Below are 24,957 nucleotides of genomic sequence, written 5' to 3'. Positions count from 1 at the left end.
ATGAAAAATCTTATAACATAGTAAATAAGTATTGTACTCTCTATGCGTATTGAACAAACAGAGAAGCCATTTAAAAACCCTCCATTTGGAGGGTTTTTAAATACATGTACATTAAATTTGTGGTGGTGCACCACCATAATCGCTAACACTATATGAAGGAGCAGGATAATGTCCATGAGTAGCAAGCTGATCTGTTTTAGAAAACTGAAAAATTCCCACCGTTAATACCCCAATAAAAGCAATGCCTGATAATAATAAGCTAATTTTTTTCATTATTTTAACACTCCTTTTGCGATTGATTTTTGTCTTGCTTGATAACAAATATGGAAATAGTCACTTACTTTTCGGTGGTTCTCTAATTGTCTACATTTTGTGGCAAATAATTCGGCGTATTCGACAACATATTCCCATAATTCTTCTTCCTCAAAGTATAAGATTCCTTCTTGAATGATTTTTTCTAATTCTTCCAATGGAATATCTTCGTTTAATTTTTTTAAAATAGAGAAGTGGTGTGTGTATTCTTCGTTATGAATTTCTCTACAAATCTGTAGTCCCTTATCAATGAGTTGGCTGGCCGTTGATTGTTCTCCTAACTTATAATGTTCCTTAGCTTGTAGGAAGATGGCCTTGAAGTGTGTAGGGATTTTCTCTGTTACTTCTGAAAGGTGACGAATAGCTAAAGTAGACATACTTTGATCAGAATACAGCCACCCCATAGTATTTTTTACGTATAACAAGGAATCTTCTTCCCTATTTTTTTGTAGTAAATCAATTGCGCAATGTAGATATTCTTCTGCTTGTTCGTACTGTTTTAAATAGATGCAGCAACCACCTAGCAAACTATTACAAAAGGCTGTTTTTACTTCATAACCTTCGTACTTTGAAAAGATTGCTCTCGATTTATTTGCGTATTCGATAGAAGCGAGCATGTTATAGGTATGGTGATAAAAAGTAGCGATTCTATAGTAGAATTCAGCGTGTTCAATTTCATCTGGTATGTCTACTAATATCTTTTCAGCCAGTTTATAATGTTCCTCTGCCTCAGTATAATTTGATATAAAAGTGGAATGAATGGATTTGAAAAAGTGATAATAGAAGCGTAGAAAATGGTCTGTAGGCATATCATAGTCGCTAATAACATCAAAGCTATTTTTTTGAATACCAAGGCTATTTGTTAAGACAGTGTAACGAAATTCAAGTAATGAGTAATATAGTAACAAATTTTGATCTTGATGCTCTTGATTCGGTTCAATGCTTAACTTATTAATTTTCTCATCAATTTTCTTTTTTAGATTAGTAGCTTTTATAACTTGTTGAGATAGCATAGATCGATACCAGTCGTTCAATAGAGAGGTTAACTGCTCATTTCCGTTTACTGAGACACTCATAATATACGCCCCCATCTTATAGAAATATCCTAATCCAATTTAATTGTAACTATCATAGCAAAATAGAAGCAAAAAAGGAGTGATTTTACAAGTTTTTCAAGAAAATTCAGAAAATGTTCAGTTATTGTCGAATGTACTTATAATTTATTGTAGCTAGGAATATTGAACTAGAACTAAGATACTCTTGTGAAGTCAAAAAAACGAAATTCCTTAACTTTTAGGAATTTCGGCTTTGTCGTTATGCTATGGAATTTCAATCGGAATGAAATCTGGCATATCTACTGCAACAGAGTTATAATTTCTTCAGTTTTTTAAATTAGAGACTTGTACTTGATTACCGTAGTTAAGTTGTTGCTCTTTTAAAAGAACCGCAAGATTATTTTGAATTATCATCTTTTACATAATAATTATTAAGGGGGACACAACCATATGAAATGTTATCAAATATAAGAATAGACTATTCTAATTTCTAATAGTACCGGTATCTTTTATTTTGATGTGTGTTTTTACATTTATTTTAGCCTCTGCTAACGCTTGCAACCAATCTCCTTTTACTTTTTTCCACTCCTTATATTGAAAAGCTCTAGCATATAGCGATAATCCAATTGGATCAATTTTATTCTGCTGAATTTCATTCAACATATTTTGTAAATTCTTATTAATTTCTTTTCGAATAGCAGACTTTAAATTATTTATGTTTTTTTTATTATTATAATGCTCCTTGTTTAAATTCATATTTGTTTTTTCAATTAATGCTACATTAGCATATATATCGAGATTAAATACAAACTTTCCGTTTTGAAAATTAACATCTACCTTCCTTGTCGCGTCCTGTACGAAGATAGAAGTGTTTGGTTTTTTATTAGATTTAGGAGGAAGTTCAAGGTGTAGTATCATTCGCCCGCTACTTTTTTGCTTATTTATAAGATTGAAAAATTTAACATCTTTTTTAGGGATATGAGTTAAATATTTCCCTTTTCGATTTAAAAATGCAATTCCTACTGTGTCGATTTCATTCTTTGTTTTTTTGATAATTGGAACAGTTTGCGTCATTCCTTCTTCATTTTGTTCTCTCATTAATTGTTGAATTGTAGAAGAGACGGATTGGTTATTTTGAATTGACGATTCGATTACACCATTTATATAAGATGAAAGTGATGGTTTACTAGGTTTATGAATTTTAAAAATTTCTTCTGCAGGTCCATCTACAAGTACTACTTTAGCATTAATGGTAGCGTAAGGATCACGGTAAGAAGAATCAAGCTCCTGCAACCAATTTGCTTCTTGCGCTAATTTTTTCCCAATTAAAATGATTTCAGCTTTGGAAGCTGTCATAAAGCCTGTTAACTTCGTATCTATCTTACTGAATCCAGTATATACAGTTGATGCTTGTGTCCAATGTTCTATAGTACTTTTTGGTTGTTTATGATGAAAGAGTGGTATGCTTGTTCCAACTTTTATGTCTCCATTAGGGGTTCTATCCAAGCCAATTAACAGGATTAATGAAACCTTCTCAAGAGGAATTCTCTGACTACAACCAATTATATATACACAACAAATTACAATCCATATCCATTTTCGAATCAAAGTTGTTTCCTCCTAGTAATCCAAGTGAAAAGAATACTGTAAGCGAAAAATAACATTGGTAATAGAATAAAGAAAATGACATTTAACATATCCATAAGAGAATATATAAACGAATATTGATCCACATCGGGATTTAGGAAAATAAATAGACCAACTATAAATAGCATAAAAGCAAGCAGCGACCAATTGCGGATGTTTTTTTGAAATGAAATGGTCACAGATTCAAAACTGAAAAATAAATACGGATATATCGTAGTGGAAAATACAATTAAATAGTAAGCGATATATATAATTTCTAAACGTTCTATGAAAGAAAAACGAACCCCTTTTAACAGATGAAATACTGGCCAGATTACGTCTTTTATCCCCTCTGGACTAAAGTATATATAAGAAAGAATAGTCACATATAGATAGAAGAACATAGTTCCAGTATTCGCTATTAGTAGTCCTTTTATGGCTTTGTGTTTTTTTTGTAAGAACGGGTATATATAATATGCAATTTCTAAGCCAGCATAAGGTGTAATGGTTTCTTTTGTTGCCTTAATAATAGGGTATAATCCATCTTTAAAAATAGGTAGTAGGTGTAAAGGGTTGTAGTTAGTCTTTAGTGAAAAAAGAAGAAATAGTGGCATCCAAGTAGTGAAGAAGAAAACAAGCATAGAATAACTAGTAAGAGCCCTTAACCCACTCAGGACTAAAATAATAAAAGGTAATAGTAATAATATGGTGATTTGATAAGCAGGAGTGGAAGGAAAGATCCACACTTTTACAATATCAGTTGCCTTTAATAAAGTATTAAATCCAGCAAAAAATAGATAAGAGGCATATGCAAGAAAAAGAATTGTTCCTATCCATTTACCAAAGTATGTTTTTAAGATTTGTGAGAAATTTTTGTTGGGATCTTTTTGTAACGTTAATATAATAATTACACCGATTATAGAAGTAACTATCCATCCGAGAATGATCGAAATCCAGCCATCTGTACCAGCAGTAGTAGCAAGTGGGCTTGGCATAATTAACATACCAGATGCAAGTTGCAGCGAATGGATGAAAATAATAAATTCGAATAAAGTTATATTTTTGAATTTAAGATTCCCCATGCGGACCACCTTCTTTTTTCTTCTCTTGTTTCGGCTGTCCAGTACTCGAGCGGGTGGTAATCATCGAAATAGGAAACCTTACAAAAGAATCTTTTAACTCTTGAAGCCGAAATGGCGCGATTGGCAATCCGTATGGTGAACCATAGGAAGTCAGTGAAACAAAATGAGCAAATAAGAGCATTAATCCACTAACAATACCTACAATCCCATAAAAGTATGCCAATAACATCATTGGAAAACGAATAAGGCGTATAGAACTTGATAAATCATAATTAGAAACAATAAATGATGCAATGGCTGTAATAGATACGATAATAACCATAACGTTACTCACAAGTCCAGCTTGAACAGCCGCCTGTCCAATTACAATCCCTCCAACAATACCAATAGTTTGTCCAATAGGTTGTGGTAAGCGAATACCAGCTTCACGTAGCATTTCCAGTGTAATTTCCATTATAAAAGCTTCCAATAAGGGAGAGAAGGGGACCTTAACTCTTGACGTTGCAATAGAAGTGTATAAATCTATAGGAATGATCTCAAAGTGAAAGGATACTATAGCAATATAAAATGCGGGTAAAAAAATAGCTATAATAAATCCTGCAAATCGTAATAAACGAAAAAAAGATGCAATGAGCCAATGAATATTATAGTCATCTGGGGTTTGAAAAAATCCAATCAAATTCATAGGAACAACCATAGCACCAGGGGATCTATCCATTAACACTGCTACTTTCCCATCAAGTATATGATTTGAAATGGCGTCTGGACGTTCGCTTAAATAAGCCTGCGGAAAAGGAGTCCAATTTTGATCTTTTGTATAATTAGATAGCTCTCCAATACTTAATACCGCATCTGTTTTGATTTTGCAGATTCTAGTTTCTATTTCTTGGACTACATCTGCGTTTGCTACATCACCTAAGTAAATTAAATAGACTAAAGAAGTGGCTCGTTCTCCAATCGTCAGCTTTTTGATTTTTAACTCTGTAGAAGGAATATATCGACGAATTAGGCCTATATTTTTTGTGACATTCTCAATAAAACCATCATGTGAGCCTTTAATAGTAACTTCTGAAATTGGTTCTTGAATGGCTCTCTCTGCCCAGCCTTTTGTATTTATTAGAAGTGATCGATTTTCTCCTTCCATAAACAGTACACATTGACCCTCAAGTAATCCTTCTTTAATTTCATTCCATGTATATACGATTTTTGTATGAGTAGCAATAATATTAGAATTAAAAATTTGACTGTCTTCATTTACTTCTTGTAATAATGGTGTAACAACATTGGCTTTTAATGCAACACCATCTGTAAGGCCTTCAAAATAATAAAGCAAAATATTCGTTTTTGTTTTTAATTGCAAAGGATGTTCAATCAAATCTGCACTAATATCAAAGATATTATCTAGTGTATTTTTAAGTTGTTTTAGGTTATTTGTTTCGATCTTTTCAATGGTTTTATATGTCTTAGTTTCTAAGGTCTCTTCATTTAAGGACAAAATTGACACCTCTTTAATATATACCGATTAGTTGTAGTTATTATTTTTATATAATTGAATTTTATTCATTAATTTAATCGAATTGGATGTAAGAATTGATAAATTTGATGTGCTATATTATTAATTCAATAATTGAGAGAAAAAAAGTAGAGGTAATTTATGTGGAAATCTAAGTTTCAAGATAGAATTAAAATTTGAATGCTTATAATAAAAAAGAACCCTTGATAAGCTCTTTTTCATAGTTGGTAAATATGTTATCAACAATAGATGGCGATTAAGGTAGTAATTTAGATGCCTTTAAGTTAATCAGCTGAATTTTGTAAGAAGAATTCTTTTTCCATACCTTAATGCTCAATGAAAAAGAATATTTCATTTATTTAGGTGTTATAGTGTATTTGAATTTTGCGCACTAACAAATTTTGTTTAGGGACAAAATGTATTTTCTTAATAATCAGAAAAAATAATGCAACAAAATTCTTATTAAATATTTTGCTAGGTATCAAATATTTCTATGGCCTTATTTTCTTGATATTACCGTACGTTTATATGTTTCTAAGGGAAAGAAATACTTTCATTTTTATGACCATCTATTGTTTGATTAAGATGGTAACACGAAATAGAAGCGTTTACAACCAGAAAATAAAGAAAAAATATTAAAATGAGACTTTTTTCGACAATTATTTTATGTTTGTATTTCATTTTATTATAGGAAAAGGCAGGGGGAAGCGGACCTTTTCCTATAAAATGTTTTGTTGGAATTAGAAATAACTAAAAAAGTAATATTAGCTTAAAATTAAAATGAAATTCAATGATAAGGTTATAATTGAATTTTAAACCTCAGGTGTATTGAAAGTATGGTCAAATTTTAATCCACGTTGCGTTTCTTCCCTTTGTAACTAGCTTAATATGGCCAAACACTTGCAAGGAATTCAAAGCCTTACTGATTGTACTTTCTGCAATGTCTGGATAAGTGTTACGAATACTTTCCTTAGTAAAAGGTTGTTTTTGTTTAAGTATAAAATCCTGAATTCTCTCAACTTTAGTATGTTTACATATAGAATCTAGAACTGTGTTATGAAGATCTTTGTAAGCCTCTAATATAATTGTTAAAAACGTTTTTAACCAAAAGCTATTATTATGTTCCTCGCAGTACCAATTGACCGAAGATTTATAAATCGAATTGTAATAATCAGATTCATTTTTCTTAATATATTTATCCAAACATACATATTTTACAAATGTATGTCCACTCTTAATTAACAGCAATTGCATTAACATAAATGCCAGCCTGTTATTACCTTGATTGAAAGGGACTATGCAATAAAAATTTAATATAAAACGAGCTATTAATAAAAGTGAATGTAGTCCCTTACTAGTATTTAATGAGTTGTATTGATCACATAATTGCTCCATAAACTGTGGGATAAGTTCATGCGGAAGAATGCGGTAACTATTCAAGTGCATTCCATGTTCTGGAACTCCTGGAATAATAAAAGGCTTTTCACGCCATTTGGCACTGTCAGAGGTAATATAATGTATTAATTGAAAATGTAATTCCTGTATAGTTGCTGGATTAATTAATAAAGTACAGGAGTTTTTATGTACAAAAGAAAGTGTTTGATAATAGCAAAAAATAGCATCTTCAGAAATATTTTGAGGTACTATATCATCTAAAATAAGTTCTTTTAATCTTTTATTAGGAACTTTTATATCCTCATAAATAGTTGTGAAATTTTTTATGTAATGTAGTGGTATAGTTTTTTCTAAACTATTAAATATGTCAGGGTTTTGTTCCTGATAAGCAGCTAATTTTCCTTTGAATTCGCTAATTTCACTTATTAAATTTATTAACCTCCTTTTTAATTCAATATTTTTGTACTTATCATCAAAAAAGTCTCTCATTTTTGTTCCTCCTGTAACCCCTTAACACGTTGTTGCATATATCTTTCCATTCTAAAGGTATGCCACGACATCATTGTAAAATAAATACATTTTAGGTCTGATTTTGAATATATATCAGAATCTATATTTTTATTTAACAATTAAAGTATGGAAATTATAAAGAAGAATCGTTAGGATTCAATTTTAATAGGCATAATCCTAACATCAAATGCACAAATGTACAATAAAAAAATAAAAAAATAAAACTATCGCTCCTTTTGAAATATTATCTAAAAGAGTTTTAAGAAATTGTAGGTATAGATGTACCTTAGTTTAGGAGTAAATAATAAAGTGGTAATAGAGTTTTCATAGGTGATTAAAAAGTAAATAGACTATTAATTTGTGACAATTACGTGCCTAATCTTTTATGCGAATTCTAAAATTAAATCCTAACGAGCTGAATTTTCTATATTTAGCATAAATATTAGGAGAGGCTTGCTGATGAAATGTACCATTTTATATAGAAATATGTAGCGTTTAACACTCGAATTGTAAAATATTTTGACATACGTTAATTTAAATATTAGGTACAGGAACATTTAATAAAAACTCAGTACTAAAGTACCCTTTAAACGTTTCACCCTAAGAACGTTTCTCAAGCACACTGAAGTTTACCCTTTGTTTCTGTGCCTTATTAGATAAAAATAACATAATAATTTTTTGGAATATGGTAATGAAAAATGGGTTTTCAAATCTTTTCCTTAAATATTAACAATCTATTGATGATCTGTTTAAAGTAAGGAAATGCAGGGTAGACAATGGTATTAATAAAGAAAATACAGTTAAGCTAGATACTTTAAGTTATTTTATAAGTAATTAAGCGTTAAATTGAATTAGTAAGAATATTATATGTGTTTGCTAAATGGCTTGTTTTAATTGGTCTGTTACTATTAATTTATGAATTTTAATATTTAGAAGCTAGTCAACATATAGGTTATATTAGTTATGTGGGTTCTAACCTCAAGTGTATATGTTAAAGGTTAAAGGACTTGTGAGTGGTATAAAAGAAGTGAAAGTCTGGAAGGAACGGATATAATCGGTTTCTTCCAGACTTTTTTTGCTTTTTTGTAATATAAAAAATTTATTTTTCCTACAGGATTTAATTATCTGTTTTAATATTTGACTTTTTTGTGAAATTAAACAAAGTTTTTATTCTTCTTTAAATGCATAATGTTACAAAATAGCGTAATTATATTTACTTTATTTTTATAGGAGATTAAAAATAATAATAAATGTACCAATTTATGAGAGATATTAATATATTAATTGGTGATTTGTTCGTTTATCCCTATATTGCTATTATATTAGCGAGAACAATATATTGGGGGGACAAGAATGAATTTGAAATTAACATCTAAATTGGAAAGATTAAGAAAAAGTAAAAAAGGAATTGGTGCTTGTGTTCTGGCTGCAGGGGTGACGGCAATTACAATGATTCCTCAAAATGCGTATGCACATGGGTTTGTTGAAAAGCCGAGTAGTCGTGCTACTTTATGTAGTCAAAATTATGGGGCATTAAATTTAAATTGTGGAAATGTAATGTATGAACCTCAGAGTCTAGAAGCGCCTAAAGGGTTTCCAGATGGTGGGCCGATTGATGGTAAAATCGCTTCGGCAGGAGGACTATTTGGAGGAAATCTTGACCAACAAACAACAAATCGTTGGTTCAAAAACACAATTAAGGGTGGAGCAAATACATTTACATGGAAATATACAGCAGCACATTCTACAAGTAAATGGCATTATTACATTACAAAAAAGGGATGGGATCCTAATAAACCATTAACACGTGCTGAATTAGAACCAATTGGAACTGTGAAACATGACGGTTCGGCCGCATCAAATAATTTAACACATACAATTAATGTACCAACTGATCGTAATGGTTATCATGTTATTTTAGCTGTATGGGATGTAGCAGATACGTCAAATGCGTTTTATAATGTAATTGATGTAAATTTAGTAAATAATGAAACTCCTGATACAGTAGCTCCAAGTCAACCAACTGAATTAAATGCTTCTAAAGTTTCTGCCAATAGTGTTGAAATAACTTGGAAGGCCTCTACTGATAATATAGGTGTAAAAGAATATCAAGTGTTACGTAATGGCGAAGTAATTGATACGGTACCAGGTACAACTTTTATTGATAAAAAACTAAAAGCAGATACGGAATATACCTATACAATAAAGGCATTAGACTCTGCTGGAAACATATCAAAAGAAAGTGAAAATCTAAAGGTTAAGACAACACATGCAATCCCAGATATAGAGGCTCCAAGTCAACCAAAAGGATTACATAGTATGGGTACAACAGCGACAACTGTTGATTTGATGTGGAGTCCGTCTGAAGATAATGTAAGTGTTGACCATTATATTGTATATAGAGAAAGCGCTGGGGTTATGAATAAAATTGGGACAGCGGCTAATACATCCTTTATGGATAAAGATTTGAAGGCTAATACATCGTATAAATATGTAGTGACGGCGGTTGATTTAGCTGGAAATGAATCTAGTAGAAGTGATGTTTTGAATGTAACAACAAAGTCAGAGGATTCCACATATGAAAAATGGGATGCAAGAAAAGCATATACTAAAGGCGATAGAGTAGTACATGAGGGAAAAGTGTATGAAGCAGTTCAAGATCATCAAGGAAATGGCGACTCAAATTGGATTTTTGCCTTATCGCTTTGGAAGCCAGTTTTGAATAAGTGATAGGTGGGAAAAGGTAGTTAACATTTTTGGGTTTTCTTTTAAAAATTAAGGGCTGTTCCAAATATGAATTATCTTATGATTTAAATGATAAATCAATAAGATTTAAACCCCATCCTAATGTTTACGAAATGAAATTAAAAAAGAATCCCAATGGAATTTCATTGGGATTCTTTTTTAATTTGTAATAGCGTATATTTTCACTGTGAATTTGTTAGTGGCACCCATTGGACTTGCAATATAATATTTAGTATTTGTGTAAGCTTCAGTCCTAGATCCATGTGAAATGTTTTTCCAACGAGTAGAATCTATTCCTAGGGAAACATCAATCATTACATTGAAAGAGATAGTAGAAGGGTAATCTTTTTCTGAAGGCTCAATAACCCATTTTAATTCTTTGGTACCTACAGGTAAACTATCAATTTTAAAGTTTTGACTGGATCGATTTTGTTGCCCGGATAAAGGACTAGAATCAGATGGTATCTGCGAAATTAATATTTCTTTTTCATTAGAATGTATACCATTTAATTTAATGATACTATCAATTAAACCTGGACCAGGAAAATCAGCTGCGATGATACCAGAATGTTTAATTATGTCTTGTTGTAAGAGTTCGGTCCCAAGTGTATTCATTCCCCCATAGTATACTTGTCCGTTTCTATCGCGAGGGAAATCACTCCATGCATTTGTGGAATTCGTTTGAATCAATTTAGGACTACTATCAGTATTTCTGCTCTCTTTTCCGCTTGCAACAAACCAAGGATATACATTATTTAAAAATGCTGCTGCGCCTCCCGTACCACTAAAATGGTTGAGATGAATTTTTCCATTATTAAAATTAGTATTTGCATTTTGTAGATGGGTTTTTATCGCAATCCATTTTGCATATACTTCGTCTGGTCCGCTTCCAATTTCAAATTTATCTTGTATATCCAAACCTTCGTAATCAATACCTTGCAATTGAGTGGATGTAAAGTTTTGTAAGATTACAATTTTCCCGCGGGTATCCCCTAAAGCAGGGTTATGTCTATCTGAAGTTGGTACGGAATTAGGATTCCAAAAATATGAAGCATTAACGTTTTTATATTTTAAAAATATCTCCTCAAATGATTGAGATCCACTTTCAGGATTAGTTTCTTCTTTTAGGCGCATTAATATTGTTTCTGTTGGATGATCTTTTAAAAATTGAATTGTCTCTTTTAATACATCTTCAAACACAGCTTTTTGATTTACAATGCCATGATACATTGCAAAAGAATCTTTTACACGTTTAACACGCATATCTACATATCGGATTCCAGAATTTAATTGTTGGGATAGACTCATAGTTTGATTTCTTGTCAAATTTTCATCAAGAAAGCTTGCTCCATGTAAAGCCATTGTACCGTGAGTCCCTGGAATAGATATTTCACTTAATTTTGTAGAATCTTCTATTTTCGACATCCACGCTGGATTTTGATATCCTATATTGGATTCATAGGAATAACCTGAATGACTATCAGCTAAAATAGTAGATGGTGTACTTAAATTTGCTAGTGTAATACAAGTGAGGATGCTAATTTTAATGAAATTTCTCATTTTTATTTTCTTCATTTTATCTCTCCTGACCTTTAAACAATTGCTAGATGATTTTATCCTATATTTATTGTTTTTCATTCTTAAGATAATAAATTTTTGTATTTAAAAATAGGGGGAGTAAGTTATTTGAGACTTTAATAATTTGTTTTAAAGAATTGTACCTAATAGCCAAACGGATTCTTGAAAAATCGAAGTATAGCCTCCAAAAAACAACTGTTTATCGTATTGTATAAAAACAAAACAGAAGCCTAAAATAGACTTCTATTTTGTGACATATAATGAATGATAAGGTGGTAAACAAATCAAGATAATGTGACTGAGTGGTAAAAAATTATTAATAGCTTTTTTAGAATCTCTTATAACAAGGCTAATTACGAAAAGTGGATCTCTACAATGCTAATAAAAATTGGGAAATCCTACTCATTAAAACTTAGACTAACTACAGTTGCAATTGATTGGGCTGCATGTTCCCAGCTTCCATCTATAACTTTACCAATCTGCTGACCAAGTGTATTTAAATCATTTGGATTAACTGGAATTCCATTATACGTAGCAAGAATTGATAAAAGTGGAGCAGCAAATGGTGTCCAACCACCTCTATCAATACTAAATACAGGTTTATCTAGTACCTTTCCATCTTGTACGGTAAACTCATAATAAAATTGATCATCTGGACGAAAACTTAAATGATGAGAAATTTGCCCCTTAACATATTTTTTTCCTGCACCTAGATTTACTACTTCTATTTCTTTCACATTAAATTCATGCTCAAATACTTTGATTTTTTTGACTTCTGGACCGTTTAAGGCAGCTTGAACGGCTGTTTCCAAATTGTTTTGTGCAAAAGGTTGAATACTCATTTGTGCCTCGTTTTGTTGAATAGGAACCTCTTTTTCTGCAGCAAACACCGAAGTAGTAGGTAGTGCACCTGTAGCTAATATAGCTGCAAGAGCTGTTGTCATAATGCTTTTTCTTTTCATCTTCATAGTTTTCCTTCCTCTCTTAAAGTTATGATATATAATCTTTTAAAGATTGACACGGTACAATTTTTTTTCATAATGTACGTAAAAATCAGTTTAAGAATAATGTGAAATCGTGTCAGAAAATTAAAGTTAATTATATATGTATTTAAGATGATATCTATCTACACATATTTTTTCAATTTTTAGATAAATGTAATGGTAATGACTTCTTAAGAATCAATTTAGCACTTTGTTTATCAAGAAAAGTCTTATAAATACGTTTAGTTCATAGAAAAAGTAATATATTTGACATTAAATGTCTTACATAATGCGGTAAAACTTCACAATTTTTTATCATTATATACAGAAAAAAGTAACGGAACATAAGTGATATGTAATACTTGTCGTACACAATATGGTAGGGACATTAACGCAAGTATCAATCTAAAGAATGAAGCGATAAGGTTTCTAACCGTAAGGAATTCTTCACTTCTAAACGGTGTAGTTCAATTGTGATGTACTTCACACCATCAATTCATTAATAACTTTACAATTAGAATATCAATTGATGGGAGGGTTAATTGTGATTAATCGTGATTTTAATGAAAACCCGTTTATTGTGATATGGAAGTTAACAAGAGCATGTCAATTAAAATGTCTACATTGTCGTGCAGAAGCACAATATCATCGTCATCCTCTAGAGCTAACATTTGAAGAAGGAAAAAAACTAATTGATGATATATATGAAATGGACAATCCAATGCTTGTATTTTCAGGTGGAGATCCATTAATGCATCCGGATGTATATGATATAGCAGAATACGCAGTGAAAAAAGGTATTCGAGTATCCATGACGCCAAGTGCTACTCCAAACATTACAAAAGAAACAATTCAAAAAGCAAAAGCAGTAGGACTTGCTAGATGGGCATTTAGTTTAGATGGACCAACAGCTGAAATACATGACCATTTTAGGGGGACAGAAGGTTCATTTAAAATAACGATGAATGCGGTTCGTTATTTGCATGAATTAAAACTTCCAATTCAAATTAACACTGTTATTTCTAATTATAATGTGGATGTACTTGAAGAAATGGCAATGTTAATAGAAGAATTAGATTGTGTACTCTGGAGTATATTTTTCTTAGTTCCAATAGGGCGTGGTAAGGAAAAAGATATGATTTCACCAGCCCAACATGAAAAAGTATTTCATTGGCTATATCAACTTAGTAAAAAGGTTTCTTATGATATTAAAACAACAGCTGGTCAACATTATAGACGTGTTGTTATTCAAGAAAAAATGAAAGGAAATAAAAAAACAAATCAGGTTATTCAATATCAGGATGTATTAATGAATGGGAGGACGGGACAAATTAATGGCCTTGGGCGTGCTCCAAAGGGGGTGAATGATGGAAACGGTTTTGTATTTATTTCACATATTGGAGATGTATATCCTAGTGTGCTATTGCCAATTAAGGCTGGGAGTATTAGAGCAACACCAATAGCTGAAATTTATCGAAATTCCCATGTTTTTCAAGACCTTCGTAATCCGGACAGATATAAAGGAAAGTGTGGTGTTTGCGAGTTTCGATATGTTTGTGGGGGATCTCGTTCTAAAGCATATGCGATGACAGGAGATTATATGGAAAGTGAACCTTTCTGTGTATACATTCCAAAAGCGTTACGAAAACAGAAAAAGAGTGTATAAAAAAGGGAAATGAGTAAAGCTATGCTCATGTCCCTTTTTTAGGTTTTATAATTATATTAGAAACAAGATTGATTAAATTAAATCCAAAATATCTTTTGGTGTATTTAATGGATAATCAGCTTTTTCAAAAACAGCTGACGTATTATCCGCGGTTACATTGGGGACGAACTATTTGAACTCCTAAATTTGAATTACAGGTTACAAAGTATTCTTCGAAAAAGAAGATAAAGATAGCTTTGAGAGCAGAGAGAAACTGTAATTAGAGTAAGAAAAGGTAAAGACTATTATTGAAAAATATATAGTTTTAGTATTAAAAATAAAATATGGAAGTAACATAGTGGACTTACGCATATAGTAATATTGCTGGTAAAATTAACAAAATTTTCATTTAAATCAGATAAAGTAACGGTGTTTTTAACTTATAATAATGTTACTACGATGAAAATACGGCTACTAATTAGTTAATTTAAAAATCAATTTTAGATAGGAAGAGGAAAATGAAGACTAGAGATAGTTATAAAATTATTGTAATTGGTGCTGGGACTGCAGGACTATCTTCTACTGCACATTTATTACGAAATGTATCCCTATTTAAAGAAAGTATAGCGATTATTGATCCATCAAAAAAACATTACTTTCAACCACTATGGAGTTTAGTGGGGGGTGGAATTGTTTCAAAGGAAAGTACGGTGCGTGATCAAGAATCATTTATTCCTAAAGGCGCAACGTGGATTCCGAAAAGTGTTGTTAAGTTATTTCCGGAAGAAAATAAGATACTTTTAGATGATGGAATGCTGCTTGAGTATGAAATTCTTATTGTAGCAGCTGGTATACAAATAAATTGGGAAGGTATTAAAGGTTTAAAAGAGTCTATTGGGACTAATGGGGTTTGTAGCAATTATTCTTATACATATGTTGATTCTACTTGGAGAGAAATCGAAAAATTCAAAGGAGGAAATGCGATTTTTACCCACCCCAATACTCCTATTAAATGCGGTGGCGCTCCACAAAAAATTATGTATTTAGCAGAAGAGTATTTTTGTAAAATTGGTGTAAGAAACAGAAGTGAAGTAATGTTTTATTCTGCAAACACTAACATCTTTCAGGTTCCACGATATGCAAATACTTTAGAACAAGTACTAGAAAGAAAGCAAATTATAACGAACTATAATAAAAACTTAGTAGAAATTATTGCTGAAAAGAGAGAGGCAATTTTTGAAGATATGCAAACCATGAAAAGAGAAATAGTACCATATAGTATAATACATGTTGTTCCACCAATGGGACCACCTGACTTTATTAAAGAAAGTGAGATAAGTGATCATCAGGGCTGGGTAGATATAAGCCCTTATACTTTGCAGCATGTACAGTATAAGAATATTTTTGGACTTGGAGATTGTACTAATTTACCTACCTCTAAAACTGGAGCGGCAATTCGAAAGCAAATACCTGTCTTAAAACAAAATATTATGGACGTACTTAACGGAAGAGACTTGCAGGCTAAATATGATGGATATACATCATGTCCGATTGTTACAGGATATAAAAGTCTTATACTCGCTGAATTTAACTATGAACACGAGCCACAAGAAACGTTTCCATTTAATCAAGCGAAAGAACGGTATAGTATGTTTTTACTTAAAAGATATATGTTGCCATATATGTATTGGAATTTAATGTTGAAAGGGATTATGTAAGGAAAGATAGAGAGTAGTTGTAAAAATTGAAAAGTAATTCGAAATAAGTATTCGGAGGGAATAGTTATGCTTTTAAAATATTTTTATGATGAAAAATTAGCTCATGCTTCCTATTTAGTTGGTTGTCAGAAAGAAGGCGTAGCAATTGTTATTGATCCTAGCCGCTATATAGAACAATATATAGAATTTGCTAAGAAAGAGGGGATGGAAGTAATTGCTGCGGCTGAGACTCATATTCATGCTGATTTTCTTTCTGGGTCTAGAGAACTTTCTAATCTCTATCATGCAAATTTATATATATCTGATGAAGGAGATTGTGATTGGAAGTATCAATATCTTAATGAAGGTCGATACCAATTAGTAAGTGAAGGTACAGAGTTTAAAGTAGGTCATATAAAATTTAATGTAATTCACACCCCAGGGCATACGCCTGAAAGTATCTCTTTTTTAGTAACTGATACAAGTCAAAATAATTTTACGAATGATAAACCGATAGGAATTTTCACAGGTGACTTTATATTTGTAGGAGATATAGGAAGGCCTGATTTATTAGAAACAGCTGTTGGTATAAAAGATACTGCACAAATAGGAGCGAAACAATTATTTGATTCTATACAAAAAGTAAAAATACTCCCTGATTATTTACAAATATGGCCATCACATGGTGCGGGAAGCGCATGTGGAAAAGCATTAGGAGCAATTCCAACTTCTACATTAGGTTATGAAAAGATGTTCAATTGGGCATTTCAGTGTAATGAAGAAAGTGATTTTATATCGACTTTATTGACGGGACAGCCAGAGCCTCCAAAGTATTTTTCATTAATGAAGCATTTAAATAAGTATGGCCCTCCAATTCGTAAGAAGAGAAAGATTACTACTATTAATACAGTAGAAGAGCTTCAAGAAGTTATGAGGAGTGTTCAGCAAATAGTTGATATAAGGGATGTAGAGAGTTTTGCTTCTGGTCACATTGAGAAATCAATTAACATACCGTATAACAATTCTTTCACAACTTGGTGTGGATGGTTACTAGATTATAAAACAGAGACTTTAATAATTCTAGATGAGGAAAAGGTTAAAATAGAGGAAGTCATTAGGGACTTTGAATCTATCGGGCTAGATAATATTGTTGCTTTTGTACCTTTAAAAGTAATAAAAAAATTTGATATATTAGAAAGTTACAAGGAAAATACATCAATTGAATTATATCGGCATATAAAAGATAGAAGTGTTAAGGTTATCGATGTGCGTAGTAAAAAAGAGTGGGAGGAAGGACACCTTCATGATGCAATACATATTACGTTAGGTAATCTATTTGAGAAGATAGATTCTATACCGAAAGATTGTCCAATAGTTTTACAATGTCGAACTGGTTTGCGTTCCGCTATAGCAGCTAGCATTTTACAAAAATCTGGTATAAAGGAAGTAGTTAATTTAAAAGGCGGATTTCTCGAGTGGAAAAAGTTTGGGTTACCATACGAGAATTAATTTTTATCTAGTAATACATGAAATTAGATATTTATCTTATTAATAAATCGCTTATGTTATTACAATTATAATAAACATTGGGTAATAACACCAGTCTTGTAGTATATTGTATATCGTATTAATATTTATATATTCTTGTTAAATATTATAAGATTGGGTGGCGATATCGATGAAAACAATTAAATGTATGACATGTATGTCTATTTTATTATTAATTTTCACATTGTTTTTACCAAAAAATTTAGTATTCGCAGAAGAGATGGATAAGGTTTGGGATCCAGAGAAAGGGACTATTTCTGGTTATATCTGGTTCGATGAAAATGAGGATGGTTGGATTGATCCCCAGGAACAAACAATTGCACCAGAAACAGGTGAAATAAAGTTAAATTTAATTAATGAAAATGAAGAAATAGTTGAGGAAAAAATAGTTTCTAGATTACAAAATGGGCAAGCTCATTACTATTTTGAGGTAGAAGAAGGCAAATATAAAATACGAGCTGAGTTTACTGAAAAGGGAAAATATCAGCTTACTAGGGATGGAAGAGATTCATTTTTCAATTCTACAACAAACGAAACAAGATATTATGAAATTATGAAGTCATATAATATAGATAGTATACAGCTGGGATATAAAAAAGCATCTTAAACCTATTCAAAGTAAGGGAAAAGCTAAAGGTGATAGTAAAGAGGGTGGATTTCAATTTTAAGAGGGGCGCTTGCCCCTCTTTTTTATGTAACGGATTTGTTGGTTGTATTATTTAATGAGATGTTATATGAAAAAAGTGGCGACGTTTATCTTTGATGATTTTTGCATCATTAGATTGTGAACAGAGCTTTAATGCTTTATTTTATATCGACACTGTAATGGAATTATGTACGACTACAGCACCAGAATATTGTGTTTTCCAGTTCTTTAAAATAGATACTTGTACTTTATTTTATCATTAGATTAATCTCACAGAATGAGAAAATGTAATATGCTCTTATTTGAGGAGGGTTCTTATTATTGGTAATTTCATGTACCGTATTTAGAACTAAATCCACTTAGAAAGAAGTGCAGCAGGACGAACTTCCTGCAAAAGTGAAAGAAAACTTGCTGCGAAATAATAAAAAGGATTTGACATTAAAGGTCAAATCCTTTTCTGTTTTCAAAATCTTATTCTGAAGTGAATATGAATCTATATTTTTTTAATTGAGCTGTTATTACTCCTTAACTAGTTTGTTTATTTCCACTAATTACATAAGGTTTATCGTTGATACCTCTACATTTTTCTGCCTCTTTAGTAAGGCATCGAATAATCCTTACGAATACCATAGCTATTTCTAATAACTTACATGTAGAGGTATCACTCAATATAACAAAAATGTAATGTTAATAAAATGTAATTCTACCGATACTATTAATGAAATTATATAAAATGAAGGGGAGTTAAAGGTGCAAATAACAGCACAGATAAGGTTGAAGAAACGTACAAAAAGTTTACCTATATTAACCCTTAGCTAAATGATAAAAGCCCTGCAGGGGATGCAGGGCAAGACCAAGGGTATTGAAGAATTGTCGATTCTAAAAGTAAAGGACTTCTTGGAATGTTTTAAGTTTAACACATAAAATATTAAAACTTTATATAGAGATGTTACAGAAATATGAATATAAAAAACTCTGATAAATATTATGAAAAAGTTGTTAATCTATAGAAGCTATAAGGGATTATGTTTGCAATGATGTCTTTATAGAGATAATAGGGCAGGCTTTGTTTGTATTAATATTCGAGAATCTAGTAGAATTCCCCACCTAATAGGCAGGTTCCTGGGGATTACGAAGCGTGAAAGCATCAAAAAAAGCCCGTACAGAAGCACAGGCCGGTTGATACACATATCGGTAATTAAATATTAACAGAAATACTTAGTAAGTACTATTGAAAAAATAAAAAACTGTATTATCCTTAAGATGGTTTGGAGAAAACACATATAATAATGCACTTATATTAAATGTTTCTGAATTTGGATTAAGAGGCATAACAGTATGGCGTGTAATGCAAAGCTAAGGATTGTTCTTAGGGCTGTGGAAAGTGGATAAGCAGGACTGCAGGGAATAACCTTATAAATAAAAAGATCAACTCTCAAAAGGGTGAGAATTGAGCCTAAAGATGTAGCTACTATTTATACGCATTGCATTGTTACTAAACGCTAAGGAATAGTAATAAAAAGATGATTCCAATAAAACTGTATAAAAACAAAAAGAACCCTAATAGGGGTAAGTCTTTATGAAAGTTGACCATGACAAACCTCCATCGATATATTGAATATTTTAATATTTTGTTAGCCTATTTAAAAAGAAAAACATAACTTGGTACATTGAATTAGAGGATATCTATATAAATAGGTAGAATTTAATTATTTGGTTTACATTTTAATCCAAGGGGTACAAATTCGATGCGACGTGAAAAGGATTTGTTGAAACAATGGAAGGCGGATTTGCAAGCTATTCAAGAAGAGAAAAGGCTGAAGAAAAAGGCTAAGAAAAAGAATAAGAAATATAGTATTCCGGGTAAAACGGCTGATTTCATGGATGACAAGCATACTTATCGTAAAGCTAATGGGGTATGGAAACAAAGAAATAAATAATGTGATGATAAATTAGTTTGATCAAGCTTATAGCAATTATCGGAGGCACTACCGTGATCTGGGAGGCGTCTTTTTTGTTGTTAATATTACAAAAATCTTAGATTAAAAATTATACAACTACATTTTAACCCCGTCCTAAATTTAGAACGGGTTAAAATGTTTGAGGTTTCAAATTTTACTCACCTTATTGTCTTTTTATAATATGTATCAACTTCTATTTTCCTGATGTTCTGTAGTCTTTCTTGATAATATCTCGCATGTTTAGGGTAAAAAATAGGAGGAAAACCAAGGCTATGATTCCATTAACCCAGTAGTATGTATGTCCTGCTGTGAATCCAGTGTAGAAAGAAAAGGCATTCCAAACTAAAAGGATTGTCGAACAGATAGTAGAGATCAATAATGAACCAAAACTCCTCATGATTGTCACCTCGATTCAAAATGTTAGTGGTCGTACAATTACACATCTAAATAAATGAATTTAAAAGGAGAGGATATAATATAATAATATAAAGGAACCACTGTGAGGCGAGAAATATGGATAGGTAGCGAATCCGTTGCTTTTTATTTTAAATAGAAAAAGGAATCTCGAAAGATCCCTTTTTCTAATTCCGATATATCTTAATCGCATATAAGTAAAGACATGGAATATTATATAACAATATAAAAATATAAACAATAAATATTTTAGTTAACATAAGGAGGAATTAAACAAATTACTTCCTACTAGTACAGAGAGTGGTGGGTGATCTTAGGAGAAGTCCACAGCTTCATACGTCACTACAACAGTAGATAGTTTGTTTGAACATAGTAAAGAAGCGTCTATATATATGGTTAACAATATTTTTGAGATAACACTAAAGAGTATAGAATAGCAGATATAACAATATTTTCAGCCAATAAACATATCTTACTGCTACTATTACATATAATTTTCGTCCAACTATGTCTTTCAACAGCTCTAATTGAACCGTTTCTATCAGATTAGTTCAATAACGTAGCCGCTTGTTTTTCTTCTAATTTATATACTTCATCTCACTCTATTCCACAAGGCGCCGCATGGAATTTTGAATTATATTTTGAGTGCTTATTAATATCAAATAGATTATCTTAATTTTAGTATATACATGAATGTTTTATACAAAATATCAGTTATTCCACCTTTTTATTATAAATATTCATCGTAACGCATTTGCTGTCTTATATGTAATTATTCATAGTTCTACGGGATACTTGCGTATCTTAGGGAGATTAGGATTTACGACGTTATTACCATAACTAACATTATTTTATAGTAATTAAATGATAGATAAACATTATTCCCTTACAGAAAATGTGCTTTTATTTAAAGGGAGATTTTTAGCAAAAAAAATCAAAAAAATATATGAAGTCAATGGTATTGTAGTAGTAAGTATAATAGATTTGGAGGATAGAGATTATGAATGATAATTTTTTGACCGAATGGATGCTTGGAGGTAAGACACCTAGTAATTACTTTTTATATAATACGTTTGATATCAACGGAATAAATAAATTTGTACATTATTTGCATTCGATACAAAAGATAGAAGGATATGGTGTAGTATTTTGCTTTCTAAATAAAAATTTATATTTAGGGAAAAGAATTAAATTGTCAGGAATGATTAGAACTAAATCTATTCAGGAGTACGCAGACTTATGGATAAGGGGTGAAAAGCCTAATGATTTATGGGAAATGAAATCATTAGAATGTGAGCCAATAAAAGAAAAAGAAAGTTGGAAAGAATATTCGATAATTGTAGATATCCCTATTGATGTAAAACGTCTATCTGTAGGATTAACCCTGAAAGGTGAGGGACATATATGGTTCCACAGTATGAAAGTTGAGATAATAAAGTAAAAGTAGGAGGAAAGAAGTATAGTATTGTAGCATTATTTAGATGAATGAGGTGAGAATACATGAAATAAAGGTATAGTGAATATTTTTCATTTTAATATTGTTTCTTAATAATATTAAAATGGAGGGTTGCTAGTATATAAATTATTATCGTTACAATAATAAAAAGATATAAAAAAGAGTTTTTAAATATGAAGATGCTATTTGCAATTTTTACAGCATGCGTAAGCCTTGTTTTATCAACACTCAGTGTATCCGTGCATGTATAGAAACATCAGGAGAAGTTAATTTTGACCCTATTTTAATAGAGTATCAATAGTAAGGTTTCGTAGATACATACAGATTCTCACCAACTTCTTGGAAAAATGTTGATGGCGAAAGTTTCAGAATGTATTGGGATGAAAATACGCATGGTTCGCAACTTGATCATAGTTATAAACGTCATGGTTGTAGTGCATCTAATGAAAAATTGTTGAAAGATTTAAATCGAGTATATTATTTATGAATAATAAGTTTGTATAAATATATTGTTAAACATCCGTTTGCTTATAATTAAAATAAGTGAGCAGATGTTTTTATTTATGGATGGTTGTTAATTACATTTTAATCGCTTTCTATAGCATATATGCACATCAAAAATAACGAAAAGGTATAAAAGTAGTTATGGGAGATCCTGTTTGTCTTCAAAATTTTAAAATATACTATATAAATGTGTTTCTTCTTTCGGATAAGGTAAAATCAATATAAGATAATAGAATTTATACGAAGAGAGAATTATTAGAATTAGTGTAGATTCAAATAATAATCTTTTCAAAATTAACGTATGAATAATATTAGAAAAGGTTAAGTGATGAGCTTAAGTTATAAAATGGACCGATGAAGTTTAATAATAGAAGGGTATGATTATTTACTCTAAAAAACAACAAGTTCGCACGAAATACCAATTTTACGAACAATAAGATGTATAATTAAAAATCTAATACAGTATTTAGGGATTTCGAGCTCGATAGCATGAATCTCTGTATATTGGTATGTGTCTATATAATTCATGCTTTATATAAAAATCATAAAATGCTACGTTAGTTATTAATATTTTTTATGGTAGATTACATTTTAATTTATAAGATTTTTTCTTAAGTTGATCTAATTAACCCCTCATAATCATGATTAAATTAGCCAATTCATGTTAGATAACTAATTTTAAACTGTTTTCATATATTGATTTTTTTGTATGAATTTATATGAAAAAATTGTTTTATTTTACATACATTTATATGTAGTTTTTACACTAATTTTTATGGTCTTATACAAATTTATCACTTAGTTAGCTATAATTTTCATTTGACTAACTACACTATATCATTCAATTTTGTGTATATTTTAGTATTTCATAATTTAATTATGTAAATAAGTTTGTGTAAAAATTGAATTTAACGCGAACTTGTGTTCGTATATATTTTCTGTTATAGTATATATGAGGTGATTTTTATGGATTACAGCAAACAACGTCAAAAATCCGTACATCGTAAGAAATTATACGAGAATTTAAATGAGATGCCCTTTTACATAGAAGAATTTGTGGAGTACAAAGAATTGCATGATGCCTCTCCCTCCACCCTACTGAATTATGTATATGATTTTAGAGTCTTCTTTAATTGGCTATTATCTGAACGAATTATTGAATTTAAGCCCATTAAAGACATATCCTTCTCTGATTTGGAGAATTTAAAGAAAAAAGATGTTGAGAACTTTATGAGGTTTCTAAAACTACAACAAAACATGCAAAATTCCTCTGTTAACAGAAAAATTTCGGCCTTAAAGTCTTTATTTAAGTACCTCACCTCCCTATCAGAGGACGAGGATGGAGAATGCTATTTTTATAGAAATGTAATGGCTAAAATTGAAATACATAAAGATAAAGAAACATTAAATGCTCGTGCAAAACGTATGAGATCTAAAATATTCCATAATGATGATGATCAAGAATTTCTGAATTATGTTAAGTACGAACATGAAAAATCTTTAACAAAACATCAATTATTCTATTTCCTAAGAGATAAGGAGCGTGATGTAGCTATCCTATCCCTCTTCCTTGGTAGTGGTATTCGTGTAAGTGAATTGGCCGATCTCCGCATGGAAGATATAAACTTAAAGGAAAGACTAATTGATGTAATCCGAAAAGGAAACAAAGAAGATTCCGTTTGGATTACCCCAATTGCATTAAATGATCTTGAAAAATATATGGAGATTAGAAATAACAAATATGCTCCAGGAAAAGAATTACAAAATGTATTCTTATCTAAGTATAAACATACTGCACAGCCTCTTTCTGTTAGGGCTATCCAAGATATAGTAGAAAAATATACTAAAGCCTTTGGCAAAAAAATGTCTCCTCATAAATTAAGACATACATTAGCAAATAAGTTATATATGGAAGAAAAAGACTCGTTACAAGTGATGCAACAACTTGGACATACCAGCCAGGATACGGCCTTATTATATACACAGCTTGGAGAAACAACTATCAAAGATAGCTTAGGAAGAATAGGAAAGAATAAATAATAAAAGTTCAGCAATACAACATTGCTGAACTTTTATTATTCTCCCTGCTAGAGTTTAGTGGTTTTAAATGTCACACATTATTCATTATATATTTAATTTTATTATATAAAAAATAAATAGTTAAAATTCTACTTTAATTGGTATATAAAAACTCTCTCTAGATTAGATAAATGAAAATTTTAGATTCCTACAATTGTTGTTTACGTTAAATGTGAATTTAATATAAACTTGGGAAAATCGGAGTTAT

17 protein-coding genes are annotated in these 24,957 nt (G+C 30.8%); 8 read left to right on the top strand and 9 right to left on the bottom strand.

Features of this window, described 5'->3' with window-relative positions; genetic code table 11:
* Nucleotides 1-111 precede the first annotated feature (111 nt).
* From ACTFO4_RS23060 to ACTFO4_RS23035, 6 genes are all read right to left on the bottom strand, one after another.
* Complete coding sequence (locus ACTFO4_RS23060) at nucleotides 112-273, bottom strand: hypothetical protein (RefSeq protein WP_440014408.1); 162 nt, start codon at nucleotides 271-273, stop codon at nucleotides 112-114.
* On the bottom strand, nucleotides 273-1,388 hold the full coding sequence (locus tag ACTFO4_RS23055) for a tetratricopeptide repeat protein (protein ID WP_440014409.1): 1,116 nt from the start codon (nucleotides 1,386-1,388) through the stop codon (nucleotides 273-275). Before ACTFO4_RS23055 ends, ACTFO4_RS23060 begins: the two co-directional genes overlap by 1 nt.
* Before the next feature lie 462 nt (nucleotides 1,389-1,850).
* A complete protein-coding gene (locus ACTFO4_RS23050) occupies nucleotides 1,851-2,975 on the bottom strand; it encodes a Ger(x)C family spore germination protein (protein ID WP_440014410.1) in 1,125 nt (374 codons plus the stop codon).
* Nucleotides 2,972-4,075, bottom strand: coding sequence for a GerAB/ArcD/ProY family transporter (locus ACTFO4_RS23045; RefSeq protein WP_440014411.1), 1,104 nt, complete (start codon nucleotides 4,073-4,075; stop codon nucleotides 2,972-2,974). Before ACTFO4_RS23045 ends, ACTFO4_RS23050 begins: the two co-directional genes overlap by 4 nt.
* Entirely contained in the window at nucleotides 4,062-5,570 is a 1,509-nt protein-coding gene (locus tag ACTFO4_RS23040; RefSeq protein ID WP_440014412.1) for a spore germination protein, read from the bottom strand. The genes ACTFO4_RS23045 and ACTFO4_RS23040 overlap by 14 nt, the downstream gene beginning before the upstream one ends.
* An 858-nt stretch (nucleotides 5,571-6,428) precedes the next feature.
* Entirely contained in the window at nucleotides 6,429-7,472 is a 1,044-nt protein-coding gene (locus tag ACTFO4_RS23035) for a Fic family protein (protein ID WP_089607856.1), read from the bottom strand.
* 1,374 nt (nucleotides 7,473-8,846) lie between these two features.
* Between ACTFO4_RS23035 and ACTFO4_RS23030 the strand changes: the two genes are divergently transcribed.
* On the top strand, nucleotides 8,847-10,223 hold the full coding sequence (locus ACTFO4_RS23030) for a lytic polysaccharide monooxygenase (protein WP_440014413.1): 1,377 nt from the start codon (nucleotides 8,847-8,849) through the stop codon (nucleotides 10,221-10,223).
* A 174-nt stretch (nucleotides 10,224-10,397) separates the two neighbouring features.
* On the opposite strand, the gene ACTFO4_RS23025 is transcribed toward ACTFO4_RS23030, so the two are convergent.
* Complete coding sequence (locus ACTFO4_RS23025; protein ID WP_440014414.1) at nucleotides 10,398-11,813, bottom strand: phosphatidylinositol-specific phospholipase C; 1,416 nt, start codon at nucleotides 11,811-11,813, stop codon at nucleotides 10,398-10,400.
* Nucleotides 11,814-12,214: 401 nt separating this feature from the next.
* Entirely contained in the window at nucleotides 12,215-12,784 is a 570-nt protein-coding gene (locus ACTFO4_RS23020) for a methyltransferase (RefSeq protein ID WP_440014415.1), read from the bottom strand.
* Nucleotides 12,785-13,343: 559 nt separating this feature from the next.
* Here ACTFO4_RS23020 and ACTFO4_RS23015 point away from each other — a divergent pair.
* From ACTFO4_RS23015 to ACTFO4_RS22995, 5 genes are all read left to right on the top strand, one after another.
* Complete coding sequence (locus ACTFO4_RS23015; RefSeq protein WP_440014416.1) at nucleotides 13,344-14,465, top strand: TIGR04053 family radical SAM/SPASM domain-containing protein; 1,122 nt, start codon at nucleotides 13,344-13,346, stop codon at nucleotides 14,463-14,465.
* 497 nt (nucleotides 14,466-14,962) lie between these two features.
* A complete protein-coding gene (locus ACTFO4_RS23010; protein ID WP_440014417.1) occupies nucleotides 14,963-16,162 on the top strand; it encodes an FAD/NAD(P)-binding oxidoreductase in 1,200 nt (399 codons plus the stop codon).
* Nucleotides 16,163-16,228: 66 nt separating this feature from the next.
* Nucleotides 16,229-17,650 carry an MBL fold metallo-hydrolase gene (locus ACTFO4_RS23005; protein ID WP_440014418.1) on the top strand — a complete coding sequence of 474 codons (1,422 nt, stop codon included), beginning with the start codon at nucleotides 16,229-16,231 and terminating at the stop codon, nucleotides 17,648-17,650.
* Nucleotides 17,651-17,819: 169 nt separating this feature from the next.
* On the top strand, nucleotides 17,820-18,296 hold the full coding sequence (locus ACTFO4_RS23000) for an SdrD B-like domain-containing protein (RefSeq protein WP_440014419.1): 477 nt from the start codon (nucleotides 17,820-17,822) through the stop codon (nucleotides 18,294-18,296).
* Between the two features lie 1,787 nt (nucleotides 18,297-20,083).
* Nucleotides 20,084-20,275 carry a hypothetical protein gene (locus ACTFO4_RS22995; RefSeq protein WP_001250592.1) on the top strand — a complete coding sequence of 64 codons (192 nt, stop codon included), beginning with the start codon at nucleotides 20,084-20,086 and terminating at the stop codon, nucleotides 20,273-20,275.
* Nucleotides 20,276-20,489: 214 nt separating this feature from the next.
* On the opposite strand, the gene ACTFO4_RS22990 is transcribed toward ACTFO4_RS22995, so the two are convergent.
* Nucleotides 20,490-20,693, bottom strand: coding sequence for a hypothetical protein (locus ACTFO4_RS22990; protein ID WP_074625306.1), 204 nt, complete (start codon nucleotides 20,691-20,693; stop codon nucleotides 20,490-20,492).
* A gap of 1,017 nt (nucleotides 20,694-21,710) precedes the next feature.
* Between ACTFO4_RS22990 and ACTFO4_RS22985 the strand changes: the two genes are divergently transcribed.
* Both ACTFO4_RS22985 and xerS read left to right on the top strand, forming a co-directional pair.
* Nucleotides 21,711-22,151 carry a hypothetical protein gene (locus ACTFO4_RS22985; protein ID WP_000999354.1) on the top strand — a complete coding sequence of 147 codons (441 nt, stop codon included), beginning with the start codon at nucleotides 21,711-21,713 and terminating at the stop codon, nucleotides 22,149-22,151.
* A gap of 1,485 nt (nucleotides 22,152-23,636) precedes the next feature.
* Nucleotides 23,637-24,710 (top strand): tyrosine recombinase XerS, encoded by a 1,074-nt coding sequence (xerS, locus tag ACTFO4_RS22980; protein WP_000386620.1) that lies wholly within the window; start codon nucleotides 23,637-23,639, stop codon nucleotides 24,708-24,710.
* Nucleotides 24,711-24,957: the final 247 nt, after the last annotated feature.

It is taken from the genome of Bacillus cereus group sp. MYBKT14-1, assembly GCF_051915185.1.
GTDB classification, from domain to species: domain Bacteria; phylum Bacillota; class Bacilli; order Bacillales; family Bacillaceae_G; genus Bacillus_A; species Bacillus_A cereus.
The sequence above is the reverse complement of the archived record's forward strand: the minus strand, read 5'-3'. Positions and strand labels throughout refer to the sequence as shown.

What these genes read in the sequence shown, in the direction of transcription:
- ACTFO4_RS23060 (WP_440014408.1), bottom strand. Translation starts at nt 273, where the DNA reads ATGAAAAAAATTAGCTTATTATTATCAGGCATTGCTTTTATTGGGGTA.
- ACTFO4_RS23055 (WP_440014409.1), bottom strand. Translation starts at nt 1,388, where the DNA reads ATGAGTGTCTCAGTAAACGGAAATGAGCAGTTAACCTCTCTATTGAAC.
- ACTFO4_RS23045 (WP_440014411.1), bottom strand. Translation starts at nt 4,075, where the DNA reads ATGGGGAATCTTAAATTCAAAAATATAACTTTATTCGAATTTATTATT.
- ACTFO4_RS23035 (WP_089607856.1), bottom strand. Translation starts at nt 7,472, where the DNA reads ATGAGAGACTTTTTTGATGATAAGTACAAAAATATTGAATTAAAAAGG.
- ACTFO4_RS23030 (WP_440014413.1), top strand. Translation starts at nt 8,847, where the DNA reads ATGAATTTGAAATTAACATCTAAATTGGAAAGATTAAGAAAAAGTAAA.
- ACTFO4_RS23025 (WP_440014414.1), bottom strand. Translation starts at nt 11,813, where the DNA reads ATGAAGAAAATAAAAATGAGAAATTTCATTAAAATTAGCATCCTCACT.
- ACTFO4_RS23020 (WP_440014415.1), bottom strand. Translation starts at nt 12,784, where the DNA reads ATGAAGATGAAAAGAAAAAGCATTATGACAACAGCTCTTGCAGCTATA.
- ACTFO4_RS23010 (WP_440014417.1), top strand. Translation starts at nt 14,963, where the DNA reads ATGAAGACTAGAGATAGTTATAAAATTATTGTAATTGGTGCTGGGACT.
- ACTFO4_RS23005 (WP_440014418.1), top strand. Translation starts at nt 16,229, where the DNA reads ATGCTTTTAAAATATTTTTATGATGAAAAATTAGCTCATGCTTCCTAT.
- ACTFO4_RS23000 (WP_440014419.1), top strand. Translation starts at nt 17,820, where the DNA reads ATGAAAACAATTAAATGTATGACATGTATGTCTATTTTATTATTAATT.
- ACTFO4_RS22995 (WP_001250592.1), top strand. Translation starts at nt 20,084, where the DNA reads ATGCGACGTGAAAAGGATTTGTTGAAACAATGGAAGGCGGATTTGCAA.
- ACTFO4_RS22990 (WP_074625306.1), bottom strand. Translation starts at nt 20,693, where the DNA reads ATGAGGAGTTTTGGTTCATTATTGATCTCTACTATCTGTTCGACAATC.
- ACTFO4_RS22985 (WP_000999354.1), top strand. Translation starts at nt 21,711, where the DNA reads ATGAATGATAATTTTTTGACCGAATGGATGCTTGGAGGTAAGACACCT.
- xerS (WP_000386620.1), top strand. Translation starts at nt 23,637, where the DNA reads ATGGATTACAGCAAACAACGTCAAAAATCCGTACATCGTAAGAAATTA.